Annotated in this window: 22 protein-coding genes; 10 read left to right on the top strand and 12 right to left on the bottom strand. The window is 71.4% G+C overall.

The window, feature by feature from the left end:
• Positions 1 to 209: 209 nt before the first annotated feature.
• The gene (locus ACXNSR_RS30075) at positions 210 to 1,613 is read right to left on the bottom strand and encodes a hypothetical protein (protein ID WP_458638489.1); all 1,404 of its coding nucleotides are present in this window, start codon (positions 1,611 to 1,613) and stop codon (positions 210 to 212) included.
• A 179-nt stretch (positions 1,614 to 1,792) separates the two neighbouring features.
• On the opposite strand from ACXNSR_RS30075, the gene ACXNSR_RS30080 reads away from it, so the two are divergent.
• Positions 1,793 to 1,990, top strand: a complete 198-nt coding sequence (locus tag ACXNSR_RS30080; protein WP_458638490.1) for a hypothetical protein — start codon at positions 1,793 to 1,795, stop codon at positions 1,988 to 1,990.
• Between the two features lie 5 nt (positions 1,991 to 1,995).
• Here the strand turns inward: ACXNSR_RS30080 and ACXNSR_RS30085 are convergent, their stop codons facing one another.
• From ACXNSR_RS30085 to ACXNSR_RS30095, 3 genes are all read right to left on the bottom strand, one after another.
• The gene (locus ACXNSR_RS30085) at positions 1,996 to 2,157 is read right to left on the bottom strand and encodes a hypothetical protein (RefSeq protein ID WP_458638491.1); all 162 of its coding nucleotides are present in this window, start codon (positions 2,155 to 2,157) and stop codon (positions 1,996 to 1,998) included.
• Positions 2,158 to 2,253: 96 nt separating this feature from the next.
• Positions 2,254 to 2,736 (bottom strand): DUF456 domain-containing protein, encoded by a 483-nt coding sequence (locus ACXNSR_RS30090; RefSeq protein WP_458638492.1) that lies wholly within the window; start codon positions 2,734 to 2,736, stop codon positions 2,254 to 2,256.
• A 24-nt stretch (positions 2,737 to 2,760) separates the two neighbouring features.
• Complete coding sequence (locus ACXNSR_RS30095; RefSeq protein WP_458638493.1) at positions 2,761 to 3,738, bottom strand: helix-turn-helix domain-containing protein; 978 nt, start codon at positions 3,736 to 3,738, stop codon at positions 2,761 to 2,763.
• Positions 3,739 to 4,204: 466 nt separating this feature from the next.
• On the opposite strand from ACXNSR_RS30095, the gene ACXNSR_RS30100 reads away from it, so the two are divergent.
• Positions 4,205 to 5,608 carry a protein phosphatase 2C domain-containing protein gene (locus tag ACXNSR_RS30100; protein WP_458638494.1) on the top strand — a complete coding sequence of 468 codons (1,404 nt, stop codon included), beginning with the start codon at positions 4,205 to 4,207 and terminating at the stop codon, positions 5,606 to 5,608.
• A 25-nt stretch (positions 5,609 to 5,633) separates the two neighbouring features.
• On the opposite strand, the gene ACXNSR_RS30105 is transcribed toward ACXNSR_RS30100, so the two are convergent.
• Positions 5,634 to 6,071 (bottom strand): glutaredoxin domain-containing protein, encoded by a 438-nt coding sequence (locus tag ACXNSR_RS30105; protein ID WP_458638495.1) that lies wholly within the window; start codon positions 6,069 to 6,071, stop codon positions 5,634 to 5,636.
• Positions 6,072 to 6,848: 777 nt separating this feature from the next.
• Between ACXNSR_RS30105 and ACXNSR_RS30110 the strand changes: the two genes are divergently transcribed.
• On the top strand, positions 6,849 to 7,289 hold the full coding sequence (locus ACXNSR_RS30110; RefSeq protein ID WP_458638496.1) for an ATP-binding protein: 441 nt from the start codon (positions 6,849 to 6,851) through the stop codon (positions 7,287 to 7,289).
• A gap of 67 nt (positions 7,290 to 7,356) precedes the next feature.
• Here ACXNSR_RS30110 and ACXNSR_RS30115 read toward each other — a convergent pair whose 3' ends face one another.
• Complete coding sequence (locus ACXNSR_RS30115; protein ID WP_458638497.1) at positions 7,357 to 8,415, bottom strand: DUF2637 domain-containing protein; 1,059 nt, start codon at positions 8,413 to 8,415, stop codon at positions 7,357 to 7,359.
• 208 nt (positions 8,416 to 8,623) lie between these two features.
• The gene (locus tag ACXNSR_RS30120; protein WP_458638498.1) at positions 8,624 to 9,484 is read right to left on the bottom strand and encodes a (2Fe-2S)-binding protein; all 861 of its coding nucleotides are present in this window, start codon (positions 9,482 to 9,484) and stop codon (positions 8,624 to 8,626) included.
• Between the two features lie 137 nt (positions 9,485 to 9,621).
• On the opposite strand from ACXNSR_RS30120, the gene ACXNSR_RS30125 reads away from it, so the two are divergent.
• Complete coding sequence (locus tag ACXNSR_RS30125; protein ID WP_458638499.1) at positions 9,622 to 10,287, top strand: GntR family transcriptional regulator; 666 nt, start codon at positions 9,622 to 9,624, stop codon at positions 10,285 to 10,287.
• 126 nt (positions 10,288 to 10,413) lie between these two features.
• On the opposite strand, the gene ACXNSR_RS30130 is transcribed toward ACXNSR_RS30125, so the two are convergent.
• Together ACXNSR_RS30130 and ACXNSR_RS30135 are read right to left on the bottom strand one after the other, a co-directional pair.
• Complete coding sequence (locus ACXNSR_RS30130) at positions 10,414 to 11,205, bottom strand: hypothetical protein (protein ID WP_458638500.1); 792 nt, start codon at positions 11,203 to 11,205, stop codon at positions 10,414 to 10,416.
• Positions 11,206 to 11,371: 166 nt separating this feature from the next.
• The gene (locus ACXNSR_RS30135; protein WP_458638501.1) at positions 11,372 to 13,051 is read right to left on the bottom strand and encodes a PucR family transcriptional regulator; all 1,680 of its coding nucleotides are present in this window, start codon (positions 13,049 to 13,051) and stop codon (positions 11,372 to 11,374) included.
• Positions 13,052 to 13,304: 253 nt separating this feature from the next.
• On the opposite strand from ACXNSR_RS30135, the gene ACXNSR_RS30140 reads away from it, so the two are divergent.
• From ACXNSR_RS30140 to ACXNSR_RS30165, 6 genes are all read left to right on the top strand, one after another.
• A complete protein-coding gene (locus tag ACXNSR_RS30140) occupies positions 13,305 to 14,201 on the top strand; it encodes an FAD binding domain-containing protein (protein WP_030715117.1) in 897 nt (298 codons plus the stop codon).
• Between the two features lie 2 nt (positions 14,202 to 14,203).
• Positions 14,204 to 14,821, top strand: a complete 618-nt coding sequence (locus ACXNSR_RS30145) for a (2Fe-2S)-binding protein (protein WP_327382582.1) — start codon at positions 14,204 to 14,206, stop codon at positions 14,819 to 14,821.
• Positions 14,822 to 14,823: 2 nt separating this feature from the next.
• Complete coding sequence (gene pucD / locus ACXNSR_RS30150; RefSeq protein WP_458638502.1) at positions 14,824 to 17,226, top strand: xanthine dehydrogenase subunit D; 2,403 nt, start codon at positions 14,824 to 14,826, stop codon at positions 17,224 to 17,226.
• A 320-nt stretch (positions 17,227 to 17,546) separates the two neighbouring features.
• Positions 17,547 to 19,010 (top strand): NCS2 family permease, encoded by a 1,464-nt coding sequence (locus ACXNSR_RS30155; RefSeq protein WP_329098008.1) that lies wholly within the window; start codon positions 17,547 to 17,549, stop codon positions 19,008 to 19,010.
• Positions 19,011 to 19,113: 103 nt separating this feature from the next.
• Entirely contained in the window at positions 19,114 to 20,265 is a 1,152-nt protein-coding gene (locus tag ACXNSR_RS30160; RefSeq protein WP_458638503.1) for an XdhC family protein, read from the top strand.
• A gap of 139 nt (positions 20,266 to 20,404) precedes the next feature.
• A complete protein-coding gene (locus ACXNSR_RS30165) occupies positions 20,405 to 21,664 on the top strand; it encodes a YncE family protein (protein WP_458638504.1) in 1,260 nt (419 codons plus the stop codon).
• Positions 21,665 to 21,731: 67 nt separating this feature from the next.
• Here the strand turns inward: ACXNSR_RS30165 and ACXNSR_RS30170 are convergent, their stop codons facing one another.
• From ACXNSR_RS30170 to ACXNSR_RS30180, 3 genes are read right to left on the bottom strand one after another with little or no spacing between them, the layout of a single operon-like run.
• A complete protein-coding gene (locus ACXNSR_RS30170; protein WP_458638505.1) occupies positions 21,732 to 22,715 on the bottom strand; it encodes a hypothetical protein in 984 nt (327 codons plus the stop codon).
• Positions 22,706 to 23,929: a hypothetical protein gene (locus ACXNSR_RS30175; RefSeq protein ID WP_458638506.1), complete on the bottom strand. Its 1,224-nt coding sequence runs from the start codon at positions 23,927 to 23,929 to the stop codon at positions 22,706 to 22,708. Before ACXNSR_RS30175 ends, ACXNSR_RS30170 begins: the two co-directional genes overlap by 10 nt.
• Complete coding sequence (locus ACXNSR_RS30180; protein WP_458638507.1) at positions 23,926 to 24,963, bottom strand: hypothetical protein; 1,038 nt, start codon at positions 24,961 to 24,963, stop codon at positions 23,926 to 23,928. The genes ACXNSR_RS30175 and ACXNSR_RS30180 overlap by 4 nt, the downstream gene beginning before the upstream one ends.
• Positions 24,964 to 24,986 lie beyond the last annotated feature (23 nt).

Here is a 24,986-nt window from a genome sequence, read left to right on the forward strand (position 1 = left end):
CCCTCCCAGTCACTGCCGGTCCCCGCATCGGGCTGCGGACCTAGGCCGTCTCTTTCGGATCTTGCCGGGCCCGCGACGCCCGGCACCGCGCCTGGCCGCGTTGTCGGAGCGCCCGAGTACGCCCAGTACACGGGCGCACCTCCGCCTTGCCATCCACGGCACCGGACGCCGCGGGCTCGGCCGACAAGATCCGAAAGAGACGACCCAGGTCACCGGGGACGGTGGGTCTGGGCCTCCCTCAGGAGTTCCGAGTAGGGCATCTGCACCATCGAGCCGCGCACGAACGCCAGGCCGTATCGATCGGCGGCACGCCTGCGCTCGCTGGGGTTGTCCAGGTCAAAGGCCTTCCTGTCATCCGGACTCGCCACATCCACGTAGACGACCGGCTCGGGACGGTACATCCACCAGACCGTCACGCGCTCCCGACCCCGGGTCAAATTCAGGAGCTCACTGCTCTGGGAGATTCCGGCCTGGTATCTCTTGTAATCCTTGCTGGCCGGCAGTGGCCCTGGAGGGTCGTCGTCGTTTCCTTCCTTCTTGAGTTTTCCGCGCCACTTCCCGGACTTCTCGAAGGAGGCGTCCATCGTCATCCGGTCCTGCCTGAAGGCGTAAGCCTCGACCTGGGCGGTGACTGCCTCGTATTCCTCGCCTCCGGGGTTCTTGATCTCGACGACCACATCCTCCGAAATCTCCTCCTGCGCACTCAACTCCCGCCCCGGCGGCTGGACCAGCTGGCCGGGTTTCAGCAGCTTGTACTTGTCTTTCGGGTCGCTCGCGAGCTTGACCTGGATCCAGTAGATGCTGCCGAGAATGTGGACCGGAACCTCGCCGGAGTTCTTGAGATGCAGCCGGACCCGCAGATACATCTTCGTCCCGGCCCTGTTCAGGCTCGGCGCTCCGATTTCGGCCGAACCCTGCAGCAGAGGACGCGACATGGACGGTAGGTAGATCTGTGTGTACGTCAAGTTGGTGATGACGAGGAGGGTGGAGACGATCGCCCCGACCGCGATGCGCCCCGGATAGCGGAGCACCTTCCACACCCGGCGACGGCAGAGCACCCACAGCGACCACGAGGCGCAGGCCACGATGCCCACCCAGAGCGCCAGGCACAGCGTGATCGTCGGCTTGTCCCTGTTGGCCGCGTACATCAGGAGCAGCACCGAACCGACGAAGAGTTCGATCAGTGCTCCGAGGAGGAGCACCGGGCCCGAGTACTGCTTCTTGTGATTGCGCCAGTAGTCGAAACAGGTCGCGGCGGCGATCAATTCCACTGAGGCCATGAACAGGAAGAGGAATCCGGTCACCCGGCCGGCGAAGGTGAGGGCGTCGAGGGAGTCCTTCATGCCGATCCAGGTGCACATGGCCGCGGTCGCCAGGAAGCCGAGGCCCATGACGATGCCGGTGATGCGCCGTCCCCAGCTGTGGGCCGGCCACACCATGCAGTTTCCGCCGCGCCATTCGATGCCGGCGTCGGGTGCCACGCCGGCGTGTTGCAGGGTCTTCCGCAGTTCGTGGTGGCTCCACACCCTGCCCGCGGGCTTGCCGTCGATCACGATTTTCCGCAAGCCGTTTCCATCCGGTGGCTCTACGACCACATGGGGCTTGTTTTCCATGGCATCAGACTGCTCCCGCCATGGAGTGAACGCCCCTGGTATGCGCCTCACGGGAGCCGACTTCCGTGCAATGACGGGGATGCGGGCGTCACCCGAATGGACTAGCAGGGTGGGCGACTCGACGCGGTGCGGGGCGAGGCTGGTGACGACCGTGCCGCTCGTCCTTGTCGGAGGTCCTGATGCGTACACGACTTCTCGGGTTCATCGCCGCCGCGCTACTGGTCGCTCTCGGTGCCGTCGCCCCCGCAGCGCAAGCCGCCGTGCACGGCGTCGACGGGCAGACGTGCATCGACGGGGGCGGATCGGTGGAGTACGAATCGGCCCAAGGCTCGTGGGTCTGCGTCGGCGGCACCAGCGGCGGCCAGCCGATCAACTGAACGGGCTACCCGGCCGCCGGGTCCCCGTCGGGGAGCGGGGTGCCGCACCGGGTACAGCCGTGCGCCTCGCCCGGGGTGTCCAGGCGTCCGCACGCCTCGCAGACCAGGTGCAGCAGGCAGGCCGGCTCGCCGGCGTCGGCCGGCGTGCCCGGAGCGGACGTACCCATGGCGCCTCCACGACCGGTCGAGTCAGGGGCTGAGAGCGTAACCCCCGGTTCGGCGGGCCGCACCCCGGGCTTCCCGAACCGCCCGCCCCCAGGTGGCTACTGCGCCAGTACCGCCCCCACCCACGCCCCCACCACCATCAGGCACGCGAACAGCTCCACCAGCACGCTCGTCCCCACCGCCCGCATCACCGCCCGCGTCGACGCCCAGGCCTCGCCGTGGGTGCCCAGGCGGAGCCGTTCGCACAGGTAGATGCCGCCCACGAAGCCCGGAACCGCGCCCACCACCGGCACCAGGACGAAGCCGAGGAGCGCCCCGGCCCCCGCGAACACCACCATCCGGGAGGTGATGCCCAGCCCCCGCACCCGACGCGGCGGCAGCAGCCACTTCACCACCTGGACCACCAGCAGCAGGGCCGTCGCCGCGACCAGCAGGGTCCACGCCGACGCCGAGCGCACGTGCAGCGCCCACCACAGCAGCCCCGCCCACACCAGCCAGGTGCCCGGCACACCCGGGATCAGTACTCCGACCACCCCGAGCAGCAGCACCAGCCCCACCAGCAGCAGCTGAGGCAGATCCATGCGCTCAGCCTGACCGACCAGGGGCTATCGGGCCACCCAGCCCCGTTCGTACGCGTGCCAGCCCAACTGCAGCCGCGTCGTCACCCCGGACAGCTCCATCAGGCCCTTGACCCGCCGCTGCACCGTCCGCAGCCCCAGCTCCAGGTGCTTCGCCACGCTCGCGTCCGTCATGCCCGCCAGGAGCAGCGAGAGGATCTCCAGGTCCGTGGCGTCGGGGCTGCCTCCGGCCTCCTCCGCCGAACCGGCCGCCCCCAGCCGCAGCGGCAGCGACTCCCGCCACACCGCCTCGAACAGGCCGGTCAGGGATTCCAGCAGCCCCGACGCGTGCACCACCAGCGCCGCCGGCTCCGCACCGCGGGCCGTCAGCGGGACCATGGCCAGCGTCCCGTCCGCGATCACCAGTTTCGTCGGTACCTCGGCCGTCACCCGGATCCGCTCGCCGCGCGCCAGCGCCGTCGACGCCTCCCGGATCCCGCCCGGCAGGGTCAGTACCTCCCGCTCGATGACCACCCGGTAGCCGACCCCGCGTACGGCGGCCCGGTCCTCCGCCTCGTTGTCCGTCCCCGGTACCACCTGCGGCCGGCCGGTGACCAGGGCGCAGACCTCCTTCTCCGCGCCCAGCTGGATCTGGTGGAAGCGGTGCGCCACCGCGCTCGCACCCTGCACCACCTCCACGAGGTCGTGCACGGCCGGTTCGGTCGCCTCCGCCCGGTACTCCTCGGCCAGCAGCGCCGCCGCCAGCTCCGCCTGCTCCAGCTCGTGCCGCTGCTGGGTCAGCAGCGCCCCGAGGGCCACCCCCGGCGGGGCCGCCACCCAGCGCCCGGGCCGGGCCGAGGACTGCGCCGCCAGGCCGTGCCGCTCCAGATGGCGCAAGGCCCGTTCGGTGTGCGGCACCGGCAGCGTCAGCCGGTGCGCGAGGTCGGGTACCTCCGCGGCCCCCAGCGCGACCAGCGCGCGGTACGCCGACTCCTGGCCCTCGTCCAGGCCTATGGCACCCAGCAACCCGTCCACCCACCTTTCGACACGCGCCCGGCGGGAAGCGGCCACGGCGCGAACCCGCCGCGGCCATCATCGCCGCACCCGACGCCACTCTGCCAAGGTGACGCCACCGCAGCACCAACATCCGCCGGTCAGAAGCCACTTACGCGGCGCTTTCGCCGTGCGATCCAGCAGTTGGCCGGAATTCACCTGGGGAGAGCGATGCGTCCGATATCGCGCACGGCACTCGGGGCGGCCAGGACGGCGGAGCGCGGTCGTCGACCATGCCGGAGCCTCCAAGAAACCCGTGTCGCTGAAGGCCGAACCGACCGGCGCGAAGGGCGCCACGGTCACCCGGACGGTCGTTCGGACGTACGGCGTCCGCTGATCCGTACGGGTGGAACGGGAGGGGTCCGGCGGACGGCGGTCCGGCGGACCCTTTTCGTGCATTCGGCGTTTTCGGTCCCCGTGGGGGGCCGAGAATGAAGCCATGAGTCAGCAGGGCGCGGACGACTGGTGGCAGAAGCTCTACGAGGGCCCGGACGCGGGAGCGGAACCCGACCCGGGGGACACCCTGGACAAGCGGTTCCGCTCGGCGGCGGGCGTGACGACGGACCCGGCCCCGGCCCCGGTATCGGCCCCGGCACCGGGCGCGGCCCCCGCCACGGGCCCGGCACCGGACCTCGCGCCGGACCCGGCTCCGCCCGAACCCCCGCGTGCCCCCGAGCCGCTGCTGCCCGGCCCCCGGCAGGCGGAGCCGGCGCCGACCCCGACCCTGCCCGACCTCCCGGCGCCGCGGGATCCCCGGGCGGGCGACGCCACGGGGTACGCGCTCGGGGGCGTCGACGTACCACCGGTGCGCGGGTCCGAGCTTCCGGTGCGGCATCCGGACTCGCCCAGCCCGGACGCCTGGTTCGATCCGGACCCGGACCCGCAGCAGCCGCGGCCGGCGCCGGCCGCCACCGGCCCAGGACCCGGACCCGAGCCCGGACCCGAGCCCGGGACCGGGACCGGACCGGTGGCGGCCGGACCGGAGGCCGTCCGGCCCGAGGTCTCCCACCTGGGCGACCGCGCCCCCACCTACGCCGCCGAGCCGGGCGCCCTCCCGCCCGCCGACCCGGCCGCCGTGGAGGAACTGACCCCGGACACCGTCCTGGAGGGGGCCCGCTACGGCGGCTACACCCTGCGCGCGGCCTCGCTGCGCGGGGACTCCGCCCGCTACCGCGGCGAGGCCCGCCGCGACTTCCTGCTCACCGCCCGCTTCGGCAGCGGCGACGACGCACTGGTCCTGGTGGCCCTCGCGGGCGGCGACCGGGCCGCCCCCGGGGCCGCCGAGGCCGCCGCCGAACTGTGCCGCACCGTCGCGTCCGCCGTGGGGCGCAGCCAGGAGCGGCTCGCCGACGACATCCGGGCCGGCCGCCGCGACGCCCTGCGCTCGGGCCTGCACCGGCTCACCGACCGGGGCTACGGGCGACTGCGGGCCCGCGCCGCCGAGCTGGGCCTCGAGGAACCGGCGTACACCGCCGGACTGCGCGGGCTGCTGCTCCCGGTGGACCCGCAGTGCCGCACCCGGGTGTGCTTCGGCGCGGGCGCGGGCGGCCTGTTCCGGCTCCGCTCGGGCCAGTGGCAGGACCTCGAACCCGCCGGGTCGTCCGAGGACACGGACGGCGGTTTCCGGTTCCGCGCGACCGTGGCCCGGCCGGGGGACACCCTGCTCCTGTGCTCCGGGGGCCTGGCGGTACCGATGCGGGAGGAGGCCGCGCTCCCGGCGGAACTCGCCACCCGCTGGGCCGCTCAGGAGCCGCCGGGCCTCGCGGCCTTCCTCGCCGACACCCAACTCCGCGTCAAGGGCTACGCCGACGACCGCACGGCCGCCGCCGTCTGGGAGGCGTGACCGGGGCGGCACGCCCGGCTCCCGATCACGCGGAAGGCGGGAGCTGTCCGCGCACCCACTCGGGATCGGGGTTCGTGTGCGGCCGGCCCGCCACGAGGACGGTCGGCACGGTCTCGCTCCCGTCGTTGGCCGCCCTCACCACCGCGGCTGCCGCGGGGTCGCGCCAGATGTCGACCCAGTGCAGCCGGTGGGCGCTGCGGCCCAGCCGGACGCGCAGCCGTATGCAGTACTTGCAGCCCGGCCGCCAGAAGACGACCGGTCGGCCGTCGGCCGCGCTGCGGCGCTGCGCCTCCTGCGCACCGATCGACCGGGGGAACACCAGCGGCGAGTGCAGGCCGGCCAGCAGCAGGAACACCAGCAGGAACGCCGCGGCCGTGCCGGGGCTCCCGCTCACGACCAGGCCGGCCGCAACGGCCGTTCCGCAGAACCCGAACAGCACCGGCAGGATCCGAACACGCGTCATGGGGCCGCAGGCTACCGGCGAGCCGGAGCGGGCCGGCACGGCACGCGGTCCGCCGTCACCGGGCGCGGCGCACCGCCTGAGGGCCCTGTTCCCGGTCCGCACCGGCATGGGCAAGAGGCGGCCGGCGCGCTATCTTTCCCTTCCCGAACGGGCGAGCGGCGAGCGGCGCACGGTCCACCGGTCGGGGCCGTCAAGCGGTGCCGATGGCCGGCGACGGTGGTTCCTCGATGCCGAGGGGAGATTTCCTCCCCCTCGTGCAGTACGACCCCGCCCTTCAAAATGGTCCTCTTCGACAACTCACCCCGCGAAAAGGACGAGTGGCAGGTGCCGGTTTCCGGCCTGCTCTCCTGCGGGGCGGCCGACCGGAGCCCCGATGTCGCCGCCTCGGTGCGCGCGGCGGGCGCGTACGAGGGTGGCGTGGCGGAGGCCGAGCAGCTCACAGGGGCTTTGGAGGGCGCCTCCCGGCATCGGGGACCCGTTCGGGCCGAAGTGGTCACCGCCCCGGCCGCCTTGTGGATTCCTCCGAAGGCCGGTACCGAAAGCGTGGCCGGATTCGCACGGTCCGCCAGCAAGATCGTATGCAAAGGGGTGGTTGGCCGCGCGACCCGGATGGCTCGATCCGGCCTCCCCGACACGCCCCGCCCCTGAGCCCGCAGGAGTGCGGAACCGCCCGGGGGGCATGCATCCCGTAGACCTGTTCGAGAGCAAGGACACGGGAGGGACATCGCCGTGCGGGTGGGGGCGAAGACCGGGAAGCTGTGGGGGAGAGGGAGGCCGGTGCCGCGCGAGCCGTCCGCCGACGGGGACGGGGAAGCGGTGGACACGTTGCGGATCACCCGGAGCGTACGCCGGGCCGACCTCAAGGCGATCGGCGAAGTCCGACGGGCCCTGAGGGAGTTGATGCGCCACCGGTGCCATACCGATGCCGCCGAGGTGGCCGAGCTGCTGATCACCGAGCTCGTCACCAACGCGCTCGTCCACACCGACCGCGGCGCGGAGGTGCACGCGAGTCTCGCCGCCACCCGGTTACGGGTGGAGGTCCGGGACTACGCCGCACGCCGGCCCCGGCCGTACGTACCGACCGCCGACGACGGTACGCACGGCCGGGGGCTCGTGCTGGTGCAGGCCCTCGCCGACGACTGGGGCGTCGACGCGCTCGCCCTGGGCAGCGGCAAAGTGGTGTGGTTCGAGCTCGACGGACGGCGCGACGTGCCTTAGGCCGTACGACGGAGGGCCCGCCCGAGTGGGCGGGCCCCGCGGGGATTCCCCGTACGAGCGGACCGGGTCAGCCGAACTGCTGCTCCAGGTCCTTCAGTTTGCGCTCCAGGGAGTCCAGCCGGGGAATGGTCTGGGTGTCGTCCTCGGCGGTGAGGTCCACCGTCCGGGTGCCGGTCACCTCAAGGGATTCGGTTCGGTTGACGGCCTGGAGGGAGGGCCGGCGTCGCAGGGGCAGTTGTCCTGATTCCGGTATGGCCGGCTCCGCGCCGACCGGCGCGGAGCCCGCTCCCTGCGTCAGTTCCGGGAGCTCGACCTGACGTCCGCGCGACCGCCCGAACGCCCGGTTCTGCCGGCCCAGCGCCTTGATGCGCGCCCGGTCCAGCCGGTTCTGGTCGCGCCTGCGGTGCCGGTCCGCCTCCCGCTCCTTCTTGTCCTCGCGCACCTCGTCCACGGCCTCGTCGAGCGTGCGCACCCCCTCCAGCAGCATGAGCGACCAGGCCCCGAAGGTCTCCCGGGGGGCCCGCAGCCAGCGGACCATCCGGATCTGGGGCAACGGCCTGGGGATCAGGCCCTGTTCGCGCAGCGCCGCCCGGCGGGTCTGCTTGAGGGCGCGGTCGAAGAGCACGGCCGCCGAGAGCGACATGCCCGCGAAGAACTGCGGGGCCCCGTCGTGGCCCAGCCCCCGCGGGGCGTGCACCCAGTTGAACCACGCGGCCGCGCCCGCGAACAGCCAGACGAGCATGCGCGAGCCGAGGGCCGCGTCGCCGTGGCTGGCCTCGCGCACGGCCAGCACCGAGCAGAACATCGCGGCGCCGTCCAGGCCGAAGGGGACCAGGTACTCCCATCCTCCGGTGAGGTTGAGGTTCTGCCGGCCGAAGCCGACCAGGCCGTGGAAGGAGAGCGCGGCGGCGACCGCCGCGCAGCAGAAGAGCAGGACGTACGAAGCGGTCCCGTAGACGGCTTCCTTGCGCCGTCGCCGTTCCTCGCTGCGCTCCCAGCTGTCGTCGGCCGCGGCCTTCTCGCTCTCGCGCTTGCCACGGGCCAGTACCGCAACTGCCGCAAGCACGCCCAGGATCAGCAGGCTGCCGGGCAGCAGCCAGTCCAGCGATATGTCGGTCAGTCTCATGCGGATGTCCCTCGCCTCGCGTGTGCGGCCATGCGGCTGTACGGCTTTCCGGGCGCCATAGTGGCGCAGCCGGTGAGCGGTGCACGCGGGTTTCGGGGCAAGTGGACGCCATCGGGGGGCGGGGCACGCCGGATAGGGTGTTGTAGCTCGAACTGGCGCTCGTGTGGGCCGAGTTGCGTTCGATTATGGTCAGTCGTACGGGGTGGGTTCAGGCAGCGGCAGCCGCGAGGCGGGCGATCCGGTCGGCGTCGCAGGTCCGGGGGCAGGTGACACAGGTGTCCTCGGGGCGGATGGTGTAGAAGAAGCAGCAGCCGGCCCGGTCCCGGGTGGGCAGCTCCTCGCCGGCGGGGCCGGTGAGCGTACGGAACCCCGCGCCCCCGGAGTACGGGGCGGTGGACCCCGGCAGGAGCGCCTCCAGCTCGGCCATGGCCCGCCGTTCCTCGCCGAGCAGGTTGCCGATGTACCAGAGGCCCTCGACGACCTCGTCGGTCGCCATGCCCCACAGGGCGCGTCGGCCGCGCCGCATGCGCGGGCCGAATCCTTCCAGCAGCGGTCCGAGGTGCTGGGCCACCGCAGCCCGCACCTCGTCGCGCAGTGCCTCCTCGTCGGGCACGACACGGGCCCCGGGGAGCGCGGCCGCCGGGTCGTCCGGCAGGCAGGCGAACTCCCCGACCCGCACGCTCATGCGGCCCAGCGTCCGGTGGAAGGCCACCTCGGAGACCGGGAAGCGGGGGACCCGCCGGTGCAGGAACCACGGAAGGGTGATCAGCAGGCAGGCCGGCCACGCGTACCGGTGCAGCCCGAAGCCCGCGATCACATCGGGGCGGGCCTGGGTGCCGTAGTCCCTCAGGACCTGGGCGTCGTCCCAGGCGAGGAAGGCGTCCAGGGCCGGTCCGCCGGCCGCGAGCTCGTCCGCGCCGACCCATCCCGCACCGCGAGGGAGGGGTTCGTCAGCGGCTCGCTCGACCACCCGCAGCCCGCCGTACGCCTCGGCCAGCCTGGCGAAAGCATCCGTCACCGCAGAGCCGGGCGGGGCGGATGTGACAGCCGGGAAGGTCGTGACGGTCATGGCAGGCCACCGAATCACAGAATCACACGATCGTTAACAGGTTAGCCTTACCTTATCTGATTCGGATCGATCTGCACCCCTCCCCGCGCGCGCCGTCACTTATTCTCAGGACAGGCCGAGACCCGGAGGAGGACCGCGTGCACGAAACGGCCCAGGCCCGGGTACCGGCACAAAGGCAGAAGGTGTTGCGCCATTCGGTGCGCGGACAGGTGCTCGACGCGCTCCGCGCGGCCCTGATCGACGGAGAGCTGGTACCGGGGGAGATCTACTCGGGCCCGGCCCTGGGGGAGCGCTTCGGGGTCTCCGCGACCCCCGTGCGCGAGGCGATGCAGCAGCTGGCCGTGGAAGGGGCGGTGGAATGCCTGCCCAACCGGGGCTTCCGCGTGCTCTCCCGCACCCCGAAGGCGCTCGCCGAGCTGGCCGAGGTGCGGGCGCTGCTCGAGGTCCCCGTGATGCTCCGGCTGGCCCGCACGGTTCCGGCGGCCGCCTGGGAGGCCCTGCGTCCGGCCGCCGCCGCCACGGCGGAGGCGGCTGCGGCCGGTGACCTGCCGGGGTACGCGCAGGCGGACCGGGACTTCCACCGGGCGGTGCTGCGGCTGGCCGGCAACGACCAGCTGGTGCAGGTGGCGGAGGAGCTCCACCGCCGGGCCCAGTGGCCCCTGCCGGGCGCTCCGCGGGTCCGGCGGGCCGATCTCGTCGCCGATGCGGCGGAGCACTCGGCGCTGCTGGAGGCGCTGATCGCGCGGGACCTCCAGGTGGTGGAGTCGCTGGTCCGCGAACACTTCGCGGGCTCCCCCGCCTGACCGGACCTCCGCCCCGAACCCCGCGCCACTCCCAGCCCCGCCGGCGTTCGAGGCGCGGCCGCGGAGCGCCGTGCGGGTACCGGAAGCCACGCTGCGGGCGACGGGGCGCCGTGCAGGTACCGGAGGCTACGTCGCAGGCGACGGGGTCGGGTGGAGCTGGTCCGCCAGCCAGGTGGGGATGCCGCCCAGCAGGTGGAACAGGCGGCGGGCCTCCGCGCGGAGCCGGCTGGCCTCCGGTTCCGGTTCGGCCTCGGCCAGGGCGGCAAGCGCCGGGGCCGTGCCGATCAGGAAGCCCAGGTCCTCCCGGATGCGCAGGGACTCCGCGAAGCCCTTGCGGGCCTCGGCGACCTCCCCGTCCCGCAGGGCCAGCGCGGCCAGGTGACGCCAGGTGAAGGACAGCAGCAGGGTGTCCCCGTGCGCCTCCGCCCCCGCGTGGGCCCGGTGGTAGGCCGGCCGGGCCGACTGCGGGGCGTCCGCCAGGTGCTCGGCGACGAGCCCGCGCCGGAAGTCCAGCAGCGGCCGGGTCCGGGACTCCGGGGACAGCAGGGCGGCCGCCCGGCCCAGTGCGGAGCGGGCCTCGTCGGCCCGGTCGCGTACGCCGAGCACGGTGGCGGCGTACGCCAGCTGGCCCCGTTCGCACGCGGCCGCGCCCCGGTCGTCGTCGTCCTGGGACACCGCCTCGGCGGTCCGCAGCGCGTCCTCGGCCTCGGCCCAGCCCTGCCCGGTGAACAGGCACCGCTCCACCAGCAGCGCGGTCCGCTGCACGGCCGCCCCGGCACTGCCGGCCTTGCCGATGTGCGGCGTCAGCAGCGCGGCCGCATCCGTCCAACAGCCGCGCGAGCGCAGCCGCCATATCGCCCGCTGGAGGGGGTCGTCTCCTCCGCTTGTTCCGGCACCCGACATGGCGGTGTCCGCCACATTGCCCTCCCCAAAGCAAGCAAGCAGCACATCGTTGAGCCCTGGGGCGAAATGAGAGCACGGATTCGCGGCCCCGGCCAAGGGGTTGGGTGAACTTTTTCACAAAGTCCGGACGGATCATCAGCCGCCCCGCGGCCGAACCCGGGCGGCCGCGGGGCGGATCCGCTCAGCTCATCCGCAGTGCCAGGAAGAAGTCGAGCTTGTCCTCCAGCCGGGACAGGTCCCGCCCCGTCAACTGCTCGATTCGCCCGACGCGGTAGCGCAGCGTGTTGACGTGCAGGTGCAACCGCGTCGCGCAGCGGGTCCAGGATCCGTCGCAGTCCAGGAAGGCCTCCAGCGTCGGGATGAGCTCCGCGCGGTGGCGCCGGTCGTAGTCCCGCAGCGGGTCCAGCAGCCGGGCCGTGAAGGCGCGGCGGACGTCGTCCGGGACGAACGGCAGCAGCAGCACGTGCGAGGCCAGCTCGTGGTGGCCGGCCGCGCAGACCCGGCCCGGGCGCGCCGCGGCCACCCGGCGGGCGTGCCGGGCCTCCTCCAGCGCCCCGCGCAGCCCCTCGGCGGAGTGCACGGCCGCGCTGACGCCCAGCGTGAGCCGCCCGTCGTCGGCCAGACCGGCCGCCAGGGGGTCCCGGACGACCGAGAGCAGCTCGTCGGCGTGCAGGGCGGAGTCCGGGCCCTTGTCCTCCCCGGCGTCCCCGGAGAGCGAGGGCAGCGGCACCAGGGCGATGGCCTCGTCACCCGAGTGGGCCACGGCGATCCGGTCCGAGGGCTCGGGCCCCGAGACGGACGGGTCGACGAGGATCTCCTCCAGCAGCGACTGGGCCACCGGGCCGCCGGGGATGTCCCCGCCCTCCCAGTCCACCCGGGCCACGACGACCTGCCAGTGCGGGGCCGCGCCCAGTCCGGGCAGCAGCACCGGGGCCGCGACCCGCAGACGGGCCGCGATCTCCGCGGGCGGGGCACCCGTCTGGACCAGTTCGAGGACCTCCTGGGCGAGGCGGCGGCGCACGGTGCGGGCCGCGTCGCGCCGGTCCCGCTCCACGGCGATCAGCTGGGTGACGCCCTGCAGCAGGTCGAGGCGCTCGGCGGGCCAGTCGCCCGCGTCCGCCTCCACGGCCAGCAGCCAGTCCGAGAGCACGGTCTCGCGCACGTCCCGGGCCCCCGGACCGGCTGCTCCGCGCCCGTGTCCCCTGATCGGGAAGAGCGAGTAGGTAATACCCTGGATGGAGATCCGATGCGGCCCCCTGCGGCCCGTCCGGACCGCCGCAAGGTGCTCGCTCGCCAGTGCTGCGCACACGCCCGGCGCCAGCGGCTCGCCCGCCCCGGCGATCTGCCGGCCGGTGGGGGACAGCACCCAGGCCCGGAGATCGAGGTCGGTGGTGAGTAGATCGAGCACCACGTCGGGGCCGCCGCCGGCCGGACCCGAGGTCATCAGCCGGCGGTGCCGGTCCACGACGGCCGCGAGGTCCCCGGCGCGCTCGCCCGAAACCTGCCGCACGACGTACTCGGTGATCGTGGCGAATGCAACGTCCTCGTTCACGGCGAACAGCGGCAGCCGGTTGCGCACACAGGCCGAAACAAGATCATCGGGAATGGCCTGCAGTTCCGCCTCGCCCGCGGCGAGCCCGGCGACGCCCGCGCTCGCCAGAATTCGTACGAATGGCTCGGAGTCGGCTGAATTTCGTCTCCAGGCCAGGCCGGTCAGGACGAGTTCTCCTCCCGACAGATATCGGCTGGGATCCCGTAGGTCGGTCGTCATGACCCCGCGGACCGTCCGGTCGAGTTCACTCTCGCCGCCGAGCAGCCGCAGCCCCAGCGCTTCGGTTTCCAGCAGTGCGCGCAGCCGCATGATGTCGCCGCCGATCTGTCTCGAATGTTGCCGTTGGAAATCGGGCAGGTCGTCGCATCCTGCCTTTCATACGAATCTACAAGACGAGGGAGGCCGCCAGCCAACTCCTTCATGGTTTCAGTGACTGCACCGGGCGGCGAGTGGCTTGTGTACTGGGTCCACACCGCGTTAACAGCACGTGAACGACCAGTCGAGGACTCTCGGGCCTCCTGGCTTGAAGTAAACGACACGATGAAGAAGAAGAGAGCCGCTCATGGACTTCCTTCGCCCCGCCAGCTGGGAGGAGGCGCTCGCCGCTAAGGCCGAGTTCCCCTCAGCTGTGCCGATTGCGGGTGGCACCGACGTGATGGTCGAGATCAACTTCGACCACCGCCGGCCGGAGTACCTCCTGGACCTGAACCGCATCGGTCTGCTGCGGGAATGGGAGGTCGGTGAGGACGTGGTCCGCCTGGGCGCCTCCGTCCCGTACACCCAGATCATGGAGAACCTCCGTACGGAGCTCCCGGGACTCGCGCTCGCCTCGCACACGGTCGCGTCCCCGCAGATCCGCAACCGCGGCGGTGTCGGCGGCAACCTCGGTTGCGCCTCCCCGGCCGGTGACTCCCACCCCGCGCTGCTCGCGGCGGGCGCCGAGGTCGAGGTGGAGTCCGTACGCGGCTCCCGCCTGATCCCGATCGACGAGTTCTACACGGGTGTGAAGCGCAACGCGCTGGCCGCCGACGAGCTCATCAAGACCGTTCACGTCAAGAAGGCGGACGGCCCCCAGCAGTACTCCAAGGTCGGCTCCCGCAACGCGATGGTCATCGCGGTCTGCGCGTTCGGTCTGGCGCTGCACCCCGAGACCCGCACGGTCCGCACCGGCATCGGTTCGGCCGCGCCGACCCCGATCCGGGCGAAGGCCGCCGAGGAGTTCCTGAACGCCGCTCTCGAAGAGGGCGGTTTCTGGGAGTCCGGCAAGGTCATCACCCCGTCGATCGCCAAGCAGTTCGGTGACCTCGCCTCCGGCGCGGCCAACCCGATCGACGACGTCCGCGGCACGGCGAAGTACCGCCGTCACGCGGTCGGCATCATGGCTCGCCGCCAGCTCGTCTGGACCTGGGAGCAGTACCGCGGTACCGGCAACGGCCGCTCGCTTGAAGGGGCTGCGTAATCATGCGCGTCAATTTCACGGTCAACGGCCGTCAGCAGGAAGCCGACGACGTCTGGGAGGGCGAGTCCCTCCTCTACGTCCTGCGCGAGCGCCTGGGTCTGCCGGGTTCCAAGAACGCCTGTGAGCAGGGCGAGTGCGGCTCCTGCACCGTCCGCCTGGACGGCGTGCCGGTCTGTTCGTGTCTGGTGGCGGCCGGTCAGGTCGAGGGTCGCGACGTCGTGACCGTCGAGGGTCTGGCCGAGTTCTCCAAGCAGCGCGAGGAGCACGGCCACGGCGGTGCCTGCGGTACCGGCGGCGGCTGCGGCAGCAAGGGCGTGTCCCTGGACGCGGCCAAGCAGTGGCAGGCACACGGGCCCGGTCGAGCGGCCGACTCTCAGACCGGCGAGGGCGTGGAGCTCTCCACCATCCAGCAGGCGTTCATCGACGCCGGCGCCGTCCAGTGCGGTTTCTGCACCCCGGGTCTGCTGATCCAGGCGGACGCGCTCCTGGAGGAGAACTCCTCCCCGTCCGACCAGGACATCCGTGAGGCCCTGTCCGGCAACCTCTGCCGCTGCACGGGTTACGAGAAGATCCTCGACGCGGTCCGCCTCGCGGCCGCCCGTCAGGGAGAGGCGGTCTGACCATGGCGCAGAACACCCGCACCGTGCCCGCCGGTACGCCGACGAACGTCACCCAGAAGCACAACAAGGGCGGCATCGGCGAATCGATTCTCCGCCCGGACGGCACCCTCAAGGTCACCGGCGAGTTCGCGTACTCCTCGGACATGTGGCACGAGGACATGCTCTGGGGCCAGACGCTGCGCAGCACCGTCGCCCACGCCGAGATCGTCTCCATCGACATCTCCGAGGCGCTCGCCATGCCCGGCGTGTACTCGGTGCTGACGTACGACGACCTGCCGGCCGAGATGAAGAACTACGGCCTGGAGATCCAGGACACCCCGGTCCTGGCCAACGGCCGGGTGCGGCACCACGGTGAGCCGGTCGCCCTCGTGGCCGCCGACCACCCGGAGACCGCCCGCCGCGCGGCCGCCAAGATCAAGATCGACTACCGCGAGCTGCCGCTCGTCACCGACGAGGCCTCCGCCCTCGCCCCGGACGCGCCGCTGATCCACGAGGGCCGCACCGACCACCACATCGGTCACGTCCCGCACCCGAACATCGTGCACCGCCAGCCGATCATCCGCGGCAACGTGGAGGAGGCCCGCAAGCGCGCCGACGTCATCGTCGAGGGCGAGTACACCTTCGGCATGCAGGACCAGGCCTTCCTCGGCCCGGAGTCCGGTCTGGCCGTGCCGTCCGAGGACGGCGGCGTCGAGCTGTACGTCGCCACCCAGTGGCTGCACTCGGACCTCCAGCAGATCGCCCCGGTCCTGGGCCTCCCGCCGGAGAAGGTCCGGATGACGCTCTCGGGCGTCGGCGGTGCCTTCGGCGGCCGCGAGGACATCTCGATGCAGATCCACGCCTGCCTCCTGGCCCTGGCCACGAACAAGCCGGTCAAGATCGTCTACAACCGGTTCGAGTCCTTCTTCGGCCACGTGCACCGCCACCCGGCGAAGCTCTACTACGAGCACGGCGCCACCAAGGACGGCAAGCTCACGCACATGAAGTGCAAGATCGTCCTGGACGGCGGCGCGTACGCGTCCGCCTCCCCGGCGGTCGTGGGCAACGCCTCCTCCCTCTCGGTGGGTCCCTACGTCCTGGAGGACGTGGACATCGAGGCGATCGCGCTCTACACGAACAACCCGCCCTGTGGCGCGATGCGCGGCTTCGGCGCCGTCCAGGCCTGCTTCGCCTACGAGGCCCAGATGGACAAGCTCGCGGCGAAGCTGGGCATGGACCCGGTCGAGTTCCGCCAGCTGAACGCGATGGAGCAGGGCACGATCATGCCCACCGGCCAGGTCGTGGACGCCCCGGCGCCCGTCGCCGAGCTGCTGCGCCGGGTCAAGGCCCGCCCGCTGCCGCCGGAGCGCCAGTGGGAGTCCGCCGGCGAGAGCGCTGACGTCCGCGCGCTGCCCGGCGGCCTCTCGAACACCACCCACGGCGAGGGCGTCGTCCGCGGCGTCGGCTACGCGGTCGGCATCAAGAACGTCGGCTTCTCCGAGGGCTTCGACGACTACTCGACCGCCCGCGTACGGCTGGAGGTCATCAACGGCGAGCCCGTCGCGATGGTCCACACGGCCATGGCGGAGGTCGGCCAGGGCGGCATCACCGTCCACACGCAGATCGCCCGTACCGAGCTGGGCGTCACGCAAGTGACCATCCACCCGGCCGACACGCAGGTCGGCTCCGCCGGTTCCACGTCCGCCTCCCGGCAGACGTACATGACCGGCGGCGCCGTGAAGAACACCTGCGAGGCGGTCCGCGAGGCCCTCCTGGAGATCGGCCGCCGCAAGAACGGCTCGTACCACCCGGCGTGGGCCACGGCCGAGCTGCTCCTCGAAGGCGGCAAGGTCGTCACCGACGGCGGCGAGGTCCTCGCGGACATCGCCGACATCCTGGAGGACGAGGCGATCGACCTCGAACTCGAGTTCCGCCACGCGCCGACCGAGCCCTTCGACCTGGTCACCGGCCAGGGCAACGGCCACGTCCAGTACACCTTCGCCGCGCACCGCGCGGTCGTCGAGGTGGACACCGAGCTCGGCCTGGTCAAGGTCGTCGAGCTGGCGACCGCGCAGGACGTCGGCAAGGCCCTCAACATGCTTTCCGTGGTCGGCCAGATCCAGGGTGGTACCACCCAGGGCCTCGGCGTCGCGATCATGGAAGAGATCATCGTGGACCCGAAGACCGCGAAGGTGCGCAACCCCTCCTTCACGGACTACCTGATCCCGACCATCCTGGACACCCCGACCATCCCGGTCGACGTCCTGGAGCTCGCCGACCCGAAGGCCCCCTACGGCCTGCGCGGTATGGGCGAGGCCCCGACCCTCTCGTCCACCCCGGCCGTCATCGCGGCGATCCGGCAGGCGACGGGTCTGGAGATCAACAAGACGCCGATCCGTCCGGAAGCCCTTACCGGGACCCTCTAGGACGGCGTGGTCCGGGGGCCGCGAGGCCCCCGGACCCCTCAGACTCTCCGGGCGGTGTGCATGGGAACGTCACACTTCGCGCCACACCGTCCGGAGGACATACGAAGCACCGCACCGCTCGCGGTCCCTTCACCTGGCAGTACCCCTGCAAGAACCCCCGTAGTACCAGCGGTCACCCCCGCACTACCCGCAGTAAACGCAGTGAACATTCGCGTCGCCTCGGGCCGTCACCCCGGGTCGTGCAGCCAAACGCAGCATCCCAAATCCCGCGTCTCCAATCTCCAAGCGGGTGCCCCTTTGAACCTTGGGAGTTAGGCACCATGACCCAGTCGTCAGTAGAGCCCAAGACCACCGCGGAGGAGGCCGGCGACGGCTCTCAGCCGCCCGCCGGACGGTCCTGGCTCGACCGCTATTTCCATATAACGCACAGAGGCTCAAACGTCGGCAACGAGGTTCGTGGCGGTATCACGACCTTCATGGCGATGGCGTACATCCTCCTGCTCAACCCCCTGCTCCTGTCGGGCAAGGACGTCGCCGGCACGGTGATGGACGGGTCGGCGATCATCACCGCCACCGCGTTCGCCGCGGCCGTCACCACGCTCCTGATGGGCTTCGTCGGCAAGGTGCCGCTCGCCCTCGCCGCCGGTCTGTCCGTGTCCGGCGTGCTGGCCTCGCAGGTGGCCCCCCAGATGACCTGGCCCCAGGCCATGGGCATGTGTGTGGTCTACGGTGTCGTGATCTGTCTCCTGGTCGTCACCGGCCTCCGAGAGATGATCATGAACGCGATCCCCCTCGCGCTCAAGCACGCGATCACCATGGGCATCGGCCTCTTCGTCGCCCTGATCGGCTTCGTCAAGGCCGGTTTCGTCGGCAAGGGTCCGGAGTTCGGTCCCCCCGTCCAGCTCGGCGCGGTCGGTGAGCTGTCCGGCTGGCCCGTACTGCTGTTCTGCATCACCCTGGTCGCCATCTTCATGCTCCAGGCCCGCAAGGTGCCCGGCGCCATCCTGATCGGCATCGTCGGCGGTACCGTCCTGGCCGCGATCCTCAACGCCATCGTGGACATCGACCCGAAGGCCTGGAAGAACGGCCCGCCGGAGCTGGACGGCTCCGCGGTCTCGATGCCGAACTTCTCGCTCTTCGGCGACGTCTCCTTCGGCGGCTGGGGCGACGTCGGCTACATGACGGTCGGCATGATCGTCTTCACGCTGGTGCTCGCCGGCTTCTTCGACGCCATGGCCACCATCATCGGTGTCGGTACCGAGGCCAAGCTGGCCGACGACAAGGGCCGCATGCCGGGCCTGTCCAAGGCCCTCTTCATCGACGGCGCCGGTGGCGCCATCGGTGGCGTCGCGGGCGGCTCCGGCCAGACCGTCTTCGTCGAGTCCGCGACCGGCGTCGGCGAGGGGGCCCGTACGGGTCTCGCCTCCGTGGTCACCGGCCTGTTCTTCGCCGCCTGCCTCTTCTTCACCCCGCTCACGCAGATCGTCCCGGGTGAGGTCGCCTCCGCGGCCCTGGTCGTCATCGGCGCGATGATGATGCAGAACGCCCGCCACGTGGACTGGGCCGACAGCGCGACCGCGATCCCGGTCTTCCTGACCGTCGTGATCATGCCGTTCACGTACTCGATCACGGCCGGCGTCGCCGCCGGTGTGATCTCCTATGTCGCCATCAAGATCGCTCAGGGCAAGGCCCGGGAGATCGGCGGCTTCATGTGGGCGCTGACCGGGATCTTCCTGGTGTTCTTCGCCCTCAACCCGATCGAGCACTGGCTCGGGGTCGGCTGACCCCGAACGGCCTGATCACCACGTACCCGCACCTCCACGCATCCGGTGCACGCGAAATGCGCGCATCGGATACTGGAACCGAACCTCTCCGAGGAGGCCACCCATGCTGGACATCGCCGAAGAGCTGAACCGGTGGGTCGAGCAGGGGCGTGACTTCGCCGTCGCCACCGTCGTGGCGGTCGGCGGGAGCGCGCCCCGGCAGCCCGGGGCCGCGCTCGCCGTCGACAGCGAGGGCACGGCCATCGGCTCGGTCTCCGGCGGATGCGTGGAAGGTGCGGTGTACGAGCTGTGCCGGCAGGCGCTCGAGGACGGCGAGACCGTCCACGAGCGCTTCGGGTACAGCGACGACGACGCCTTCGCCGTGGGCCTGACCTGCGGCGGAATCATCGACATCCTGGTCACCCCGGTCCGCGTGGGCTCTCCCGCACGGGAGGTGTTCGCGGCCGGGCTGGCCGCCGCGGCCCGCGGCGAGGCGGCCGCGGTGGCCCGGATCGCGCAGGGTCCGGCCGAGCTCATGGGCCGCGCCGTGTTCGTCCGTACCGAAGGCGCCCACCAGGGCGGCTTCGGCGGGCACCCCGAGCTGGACCGCACCGTCGCCGAGGAGGCCCGCGCCATGCTCGACGCCGGCCGGACCGGCGTGCTGGAGATCGGCGCCGACGGCAGGCTCTGCGGAGAGCCGCTGAAGGTGCTGGTCGAGTCCAGCGTCCCGCCCCCGCGGATGATCGTCTTCGGTGCCATCGACTTCGCCTCCGCCCTCGTGCGGATCGGCAAGTTCCTCGGCTACCGGGTGACGGTGTGCGACGCACGGCCCGTCTTCGCGACGAAGACCCGCTTCCCCGAGGCGGACGAGATCGTCGTCGACTGGCCCCACCGCTACCTGGAGAGCACGGACGTGGACGGCCGGACCGTCCTGTGCGTGCTCACCCACGACGCCAAGTTCGACGTCCCGCTCCTGGAGCTGGCCCTCAGGCTGCCCGTCGCCTACATCGGTGCCATGGGCTCCCGCCGCACCCACGAGGACCGCAACGAGCGACTGCGCGAGGTCGGCGTGAGCGAGCTCGAACTGGCCCGGCTGCGCTCCCCGATCGGCCTGGACCTCGGCGCCCGCTCCCCGGAGGAGACCGCGCTGTCCATCGCCGCCGAGATCGTCGCGAACCGCCGCGGCGGCACCGGCGCGGCCCTGACCGGCGCGCACATCCCGATCCACCCGGACGTCTCGCACGCGATGCTCGACCGGATCGGCTCCGTCGCCTGAAGGCGTGACGGCCGGACGGGCCGAAGGTGAGAAAAGGGCGCACCCCGTGAGGGTTGCGCCCTCGTGCCGTTCCCCCTATTTTACCGGCCGGTAATAGGAGGCACCCTCTCCACCCCTTCCCCGTAGCGGAGTTGAGCGGATGTTGCGTACCGTGCGAAACCTGGGACTGCTGGCCGCGGCCACCTTGCTCACCGCCTTCACGCCGGCCCCGTCCGGTCCCGCTCCGGGCCCTGCTTCGGGTCCGGGGGGCGGCCTGCGCGAGGTGCTCTTCGTCGGGAACAACTGGGAGGGGACCGCCGATGTCCTCGCCTCCACCGGCGACCTCGCCAAGGTCGGGCGGATCGACGTGGTCCCCGACAAGGCGGAGCGGCTGCGGGAGATCTACCTCAACCCCGTGAAGCTCGCCTTCTTCCTCGGGATCCGGGAGAGCGCGGGCGAGGGCCACGACCAGTTCGTCGACGACATGTACACCACCCCCGACGGCTCCGCGGTCGTCGTCTCCCGCCCCAGCTTCGCCGACGTCGTGTCCATCGACGTGGCCTCCGGACGCGTCAACTGGCGCTTCCCGGTGTCCGGGTACCGATCCGACCACATGGCGGTCTCGCCGGACGGGACCCGCGTGGCCGTCTCCGCCTCCACCTCCAACACCGTGCACGTCCTGGACATCACCACCGGGCGCCAGGTCGGCTCCTTCGGCACCGGGGACAAGCCGCACGAGAACACCTTCACCCGCGACGGCCGCTTCCTGTGGAACAGCTCCATCGGCGAGGTGAACACCGCCCTGGACGCGCCCTGGCTGGACTGGACGAAGGGCGACCGCAAGATCACCGTGGTCGACGCGCAGACCTTCCGCACGGTCCGGGTGATCGACATGCGGGAGCGGCTGGACGCCTTCGGCCGCCGCGACCTGTCCGACGCCGTCCGCCCGGTGTCGTTCAGCCCCGACGAATCGAAGCTCTACTTCCAGGTGTCCTTCTTCAACGGCTTCCTGGAGTACGACGTCGCCTCCGACCGGATCACCCGCCTCAAGACCCTCCCCATGAACCCCGCCACCAGCGCCGACCGCACCACCTGGGTCAACGACTCCCGCCACCACGGCATGTCCATGAGCCCCGACGGGGCGAAGCTCTGCATCGCGGGCACCATGGACGACTACGCGACCGTGGTGGACCGCGCCACCCTCGCCGAAGGTCCGCTCGTGCCCGCCGCCAAGCCGTACTGGGCCACGGTCTCCGGCGACGGCAGCGCCTGCGTGATCTCCGAGAGCGGCGCCGACCGGGTCACGGCCATCGACTTCGCCACCGGCACCAAGCGGGTCTCCGTCCCCGTCGGTGACCACCCGCAGCGCGTCCGGCTCGGCCGCGTCCCGGCGGGCTGGACCGGTCCCGCCGCACGGTAGTGCCGGATCGGGCAACGTCTGCACTGTCGACGACGGCGCGCGGGCGCCGGTCGTCGGTGTGACCCGCTCAGTCCTTGGCGGGCCGGTCGTGCCCGACCTTCGGCTCCAGCTTCTTCTTCCTCGTCCCCTCGATCTCCTGGACCTCCCAGGGCCCGGAGACGACCGCCGGGGCCTCGCCGGAGATCACGGAGGCGAGGGGACGGCCGTCCTCGTCATAGACGGTCGCGACATCGTTCAGCTGCCAGAAGAGGTTGAGTTCCGCGTGCTCGCTCAGGTTCGCATAGGTGCTGGAAACGAACGAGGTCGACTGGGTGGACACGGTGAGTTGCTGGGTGGTGGTGGAGGACTCGCTCAGGGAAGCGGAGACGGAGGCGCTGAACGGGCCCCACCCCGCGCCGGCGCTCACGCCGACGGAGGCGTTGGTGGTGTCGGACTGCGAACTGCTGTCCTGCATGCCCTGGGTGGCGGTGTAGCTGACGATCCGGGTCTCGCCGGGGGCGAGGCTGTAGGACTCCCCGGTGCAGTGCCAGAACTGTTCACGGGCGACGGCCACGCCGAGTCCGACCTGGTCGTCCCCCGGTGTGGTCACCGGAGTCCGGGTCGTAGCGCCGTGCTGGACGAGACCGGTGGCCACCAGGATGCTGGGGCCGTCCTGCGGGATGAGCACGTCGGCCGTGGGCATGGGGATCGGTCCGATGTTGTTGGGGTCCAGCAGGTCGGATCCGGAGAAGGCCATGGTGCTCTTCCCCGGCAGGTTCTGCAGGACGGCGGCGAAGGCGCCGGAGTAGTGGGACTTGGCCAGCCAGTAGCCGTCGGCCCAGCAGTCGCCGCTGATCACGATGTTGCCGCCGTCGGGCTCCAGCACGAGCCCGGGCCGGCCCGCGGTCCAGTGCCCGCCATCGGGCCCGCACAGGTCGCCGGACTGGTCGAGGTAGAAGAGATCGAGGGGGATCGAGAGGTCGTTGAAGACGAGGATCTCGGCCCTGGACTCCTTGGGGGGCGAGGCGAGGGTCCCGTCGAGGGCCGCCTGGTAGGTATCGTTCATTCGCATGGCGAGCTCCTCCCACCTGCCGTGCCTCCACGTGCGGCGCGGGGTCCGTCGGAGTCGGACTCGTCGGTGAGGTAGTAGACGCGCGGGCCGCGCTCGGTGTGCACGAGGGCCAGGGGCCCTTGCGTGGCCACCTTGGCGGCGGCCGGGAGGCCCAGATCGGCGGTCAGGTCCCACCATTGCCAGCCCGCCTGCGGCCCTCGCCACAGGCAGAGGTGGTTGTCCTCGTCCACGTAGGCCACCCAGGGGCGGCCGTCGCCGGCCACCCTGCTCGCCACGGAGCTGTTGGCGGCCACCACCGAAGAGGTGTCGTACGCGGTCGTGTAGATCCCCTGGCTCCACCACCCGCCGACCCAACTCGCCCAGAACGGTTCGGACGCCTCGTTCCACAGGGCGACGCCAGCCAAGGTCTCGGGGCCCACTGCGGCCGCCAGCGGAGTTCCGTCCTTGGGCTGGCTGATGCTCAGCTTGCAGAGGTTCTGCCAGCTCCACTGGCTGCCCTCGTCCCCGAAGCCCGCCACTTCGATGAGGTTGTCCTGCTGGTCCGCGTAGTAGACGCGCCGGTGGTCCTTGCCCCAGCCCACGGCGGACAACCCGCTGAGCGGGGACGCGGAGGGGAGGTTCGCGTAGTTGGTGAGATCGGCGATCTGCCCCCGTTCATGGATCTCGATGAGGTGGTTGCGGCCGTCGAAGAAGTAGGCGAAGCAGCCTAGGCTGCTCCGTAGAGCGGTGAGCGGACTCTTCTCGGGGACTTTGGGGAGGTTGGGGTTGCTGCCGAAGTTCCAACGGCCTTCGGCGCTGTTGAACTTCATGATCCTGAGCCGACGGTGGACGTCCACGTAGTAGACGTTCAACCTCCCGAACCGCATCCCGCTGGTGGCCAGCGGACTGTTCCATTGGGCGACGGGGATGCCGAAGCTGCTGGTGAAGTTGTGGTACCCCCAGCCGTTCTTGGTGGTCTTGAGCTCGATGACGGCGCCGTCGGTGTCCGCGTAGTAGACGCGGCGGTTGTCCGATCCCCATCCGGTGGCGGCGAATCCGCTCGTCAGGGCCGGGAAGGGGGCAGGTCTGAGGATGCCGGGGCCCACTTCCGTCCCGGCGGCCGTGTTGAGGTTGGTCCATTGGAACGAGCCGTCCGGTTCCCGTGCCACTTCGATGACCGCTATGTAGTCCGCGCCCGGGGTCACGCCCATGGGGCGGGCGCCGGCTGTCGTCATGATCCCCTCCGGTTGCTGGTGGGTGTACCGGTGCCCGGCACGCGGCTGCTGGTGCCGTTCTGCGAGAGCGTCGGTCGGGGCAGTTCGGCCGCCGGCCGGACGGAGACGAGTTCGGGCACGTCCGGTGCGTCGACGCGTTGCGCGAACGTGCTGGACTTCTCGTGATCCAGATCGTCGACGCTGACGGGCCCCCAGACGACCGTCGGACCCTTGGCGGAGACGACCGAGGACAGTGGCGTCCCCGTGCCGTCGAACACGGTGAGGACGTCCGTGAGCTGCCAGAACAGACACATCCGCGCGTGGGAGGTGTCGTTGGTGTACTGGTTCGACGTGAAGCTCGTCGTCTGGGTGGACACGGTGACTTGCTGGGTCCTGGTCGAGGAGTTGCTCAGGGAGGCGTTGACGGAGGCGCTGAACGGGCCCCACCCGGCGCTGGCGCTCGTGCTGACCGATGCCGTCACCGTCTTGGTGTCCGACGAGCTCTGCTGCATCCCCTGCGTCTGGGTGTGGCTGACGGTCTTCTCCTCGCCCGCCGCGAGGCTGTACGACTCCGGCAGACGCTGCCAGAACTGCTCACGCGTGACGGAGTTGCCGTTCGGCAGTACCCCCGTCCCCACCAGGATCCTCGGCCCGTTCGGCGGGACGATCACAGCACTGGTGGGCACGGGAGTCTCCCCGATGTCGTCCGGATCCAACAGGTCACGGCCGGTCAGGGTCACGGCGGCGTTGTCCTCGGCGGCCTGCCAGACCGCCGCGAAGGCGCCCGAATACCCGGCCTTGGCGACGAAGTAGTAGGAGCGGTCGATGTTCGTCCAGGTCGCGGTCGCTCCGGGGTTCAGGACCTGTCCCCGGTGGCCGGCGGTGAATCGCCGGGTCCGCGGGTTGCGGCCGTACAACAGGCCGTCGAGGCCCACCCAGTAGACCAGCAGGTGCACCGGGGTGGCGTTGGTGACCGTCATGTTGGTCCGGCTGCCCTTGTCCACGGACATGAGCGTTCCGCTCAGGGCCAGCTGGTAGGTCGCGTTCATGCGCATGGGTGGCTCCTTCGCGCGTACGG

The sequence above is a fragment of the Streptomyces sp. NC-S4 genome, assembly GCF_054353315.1.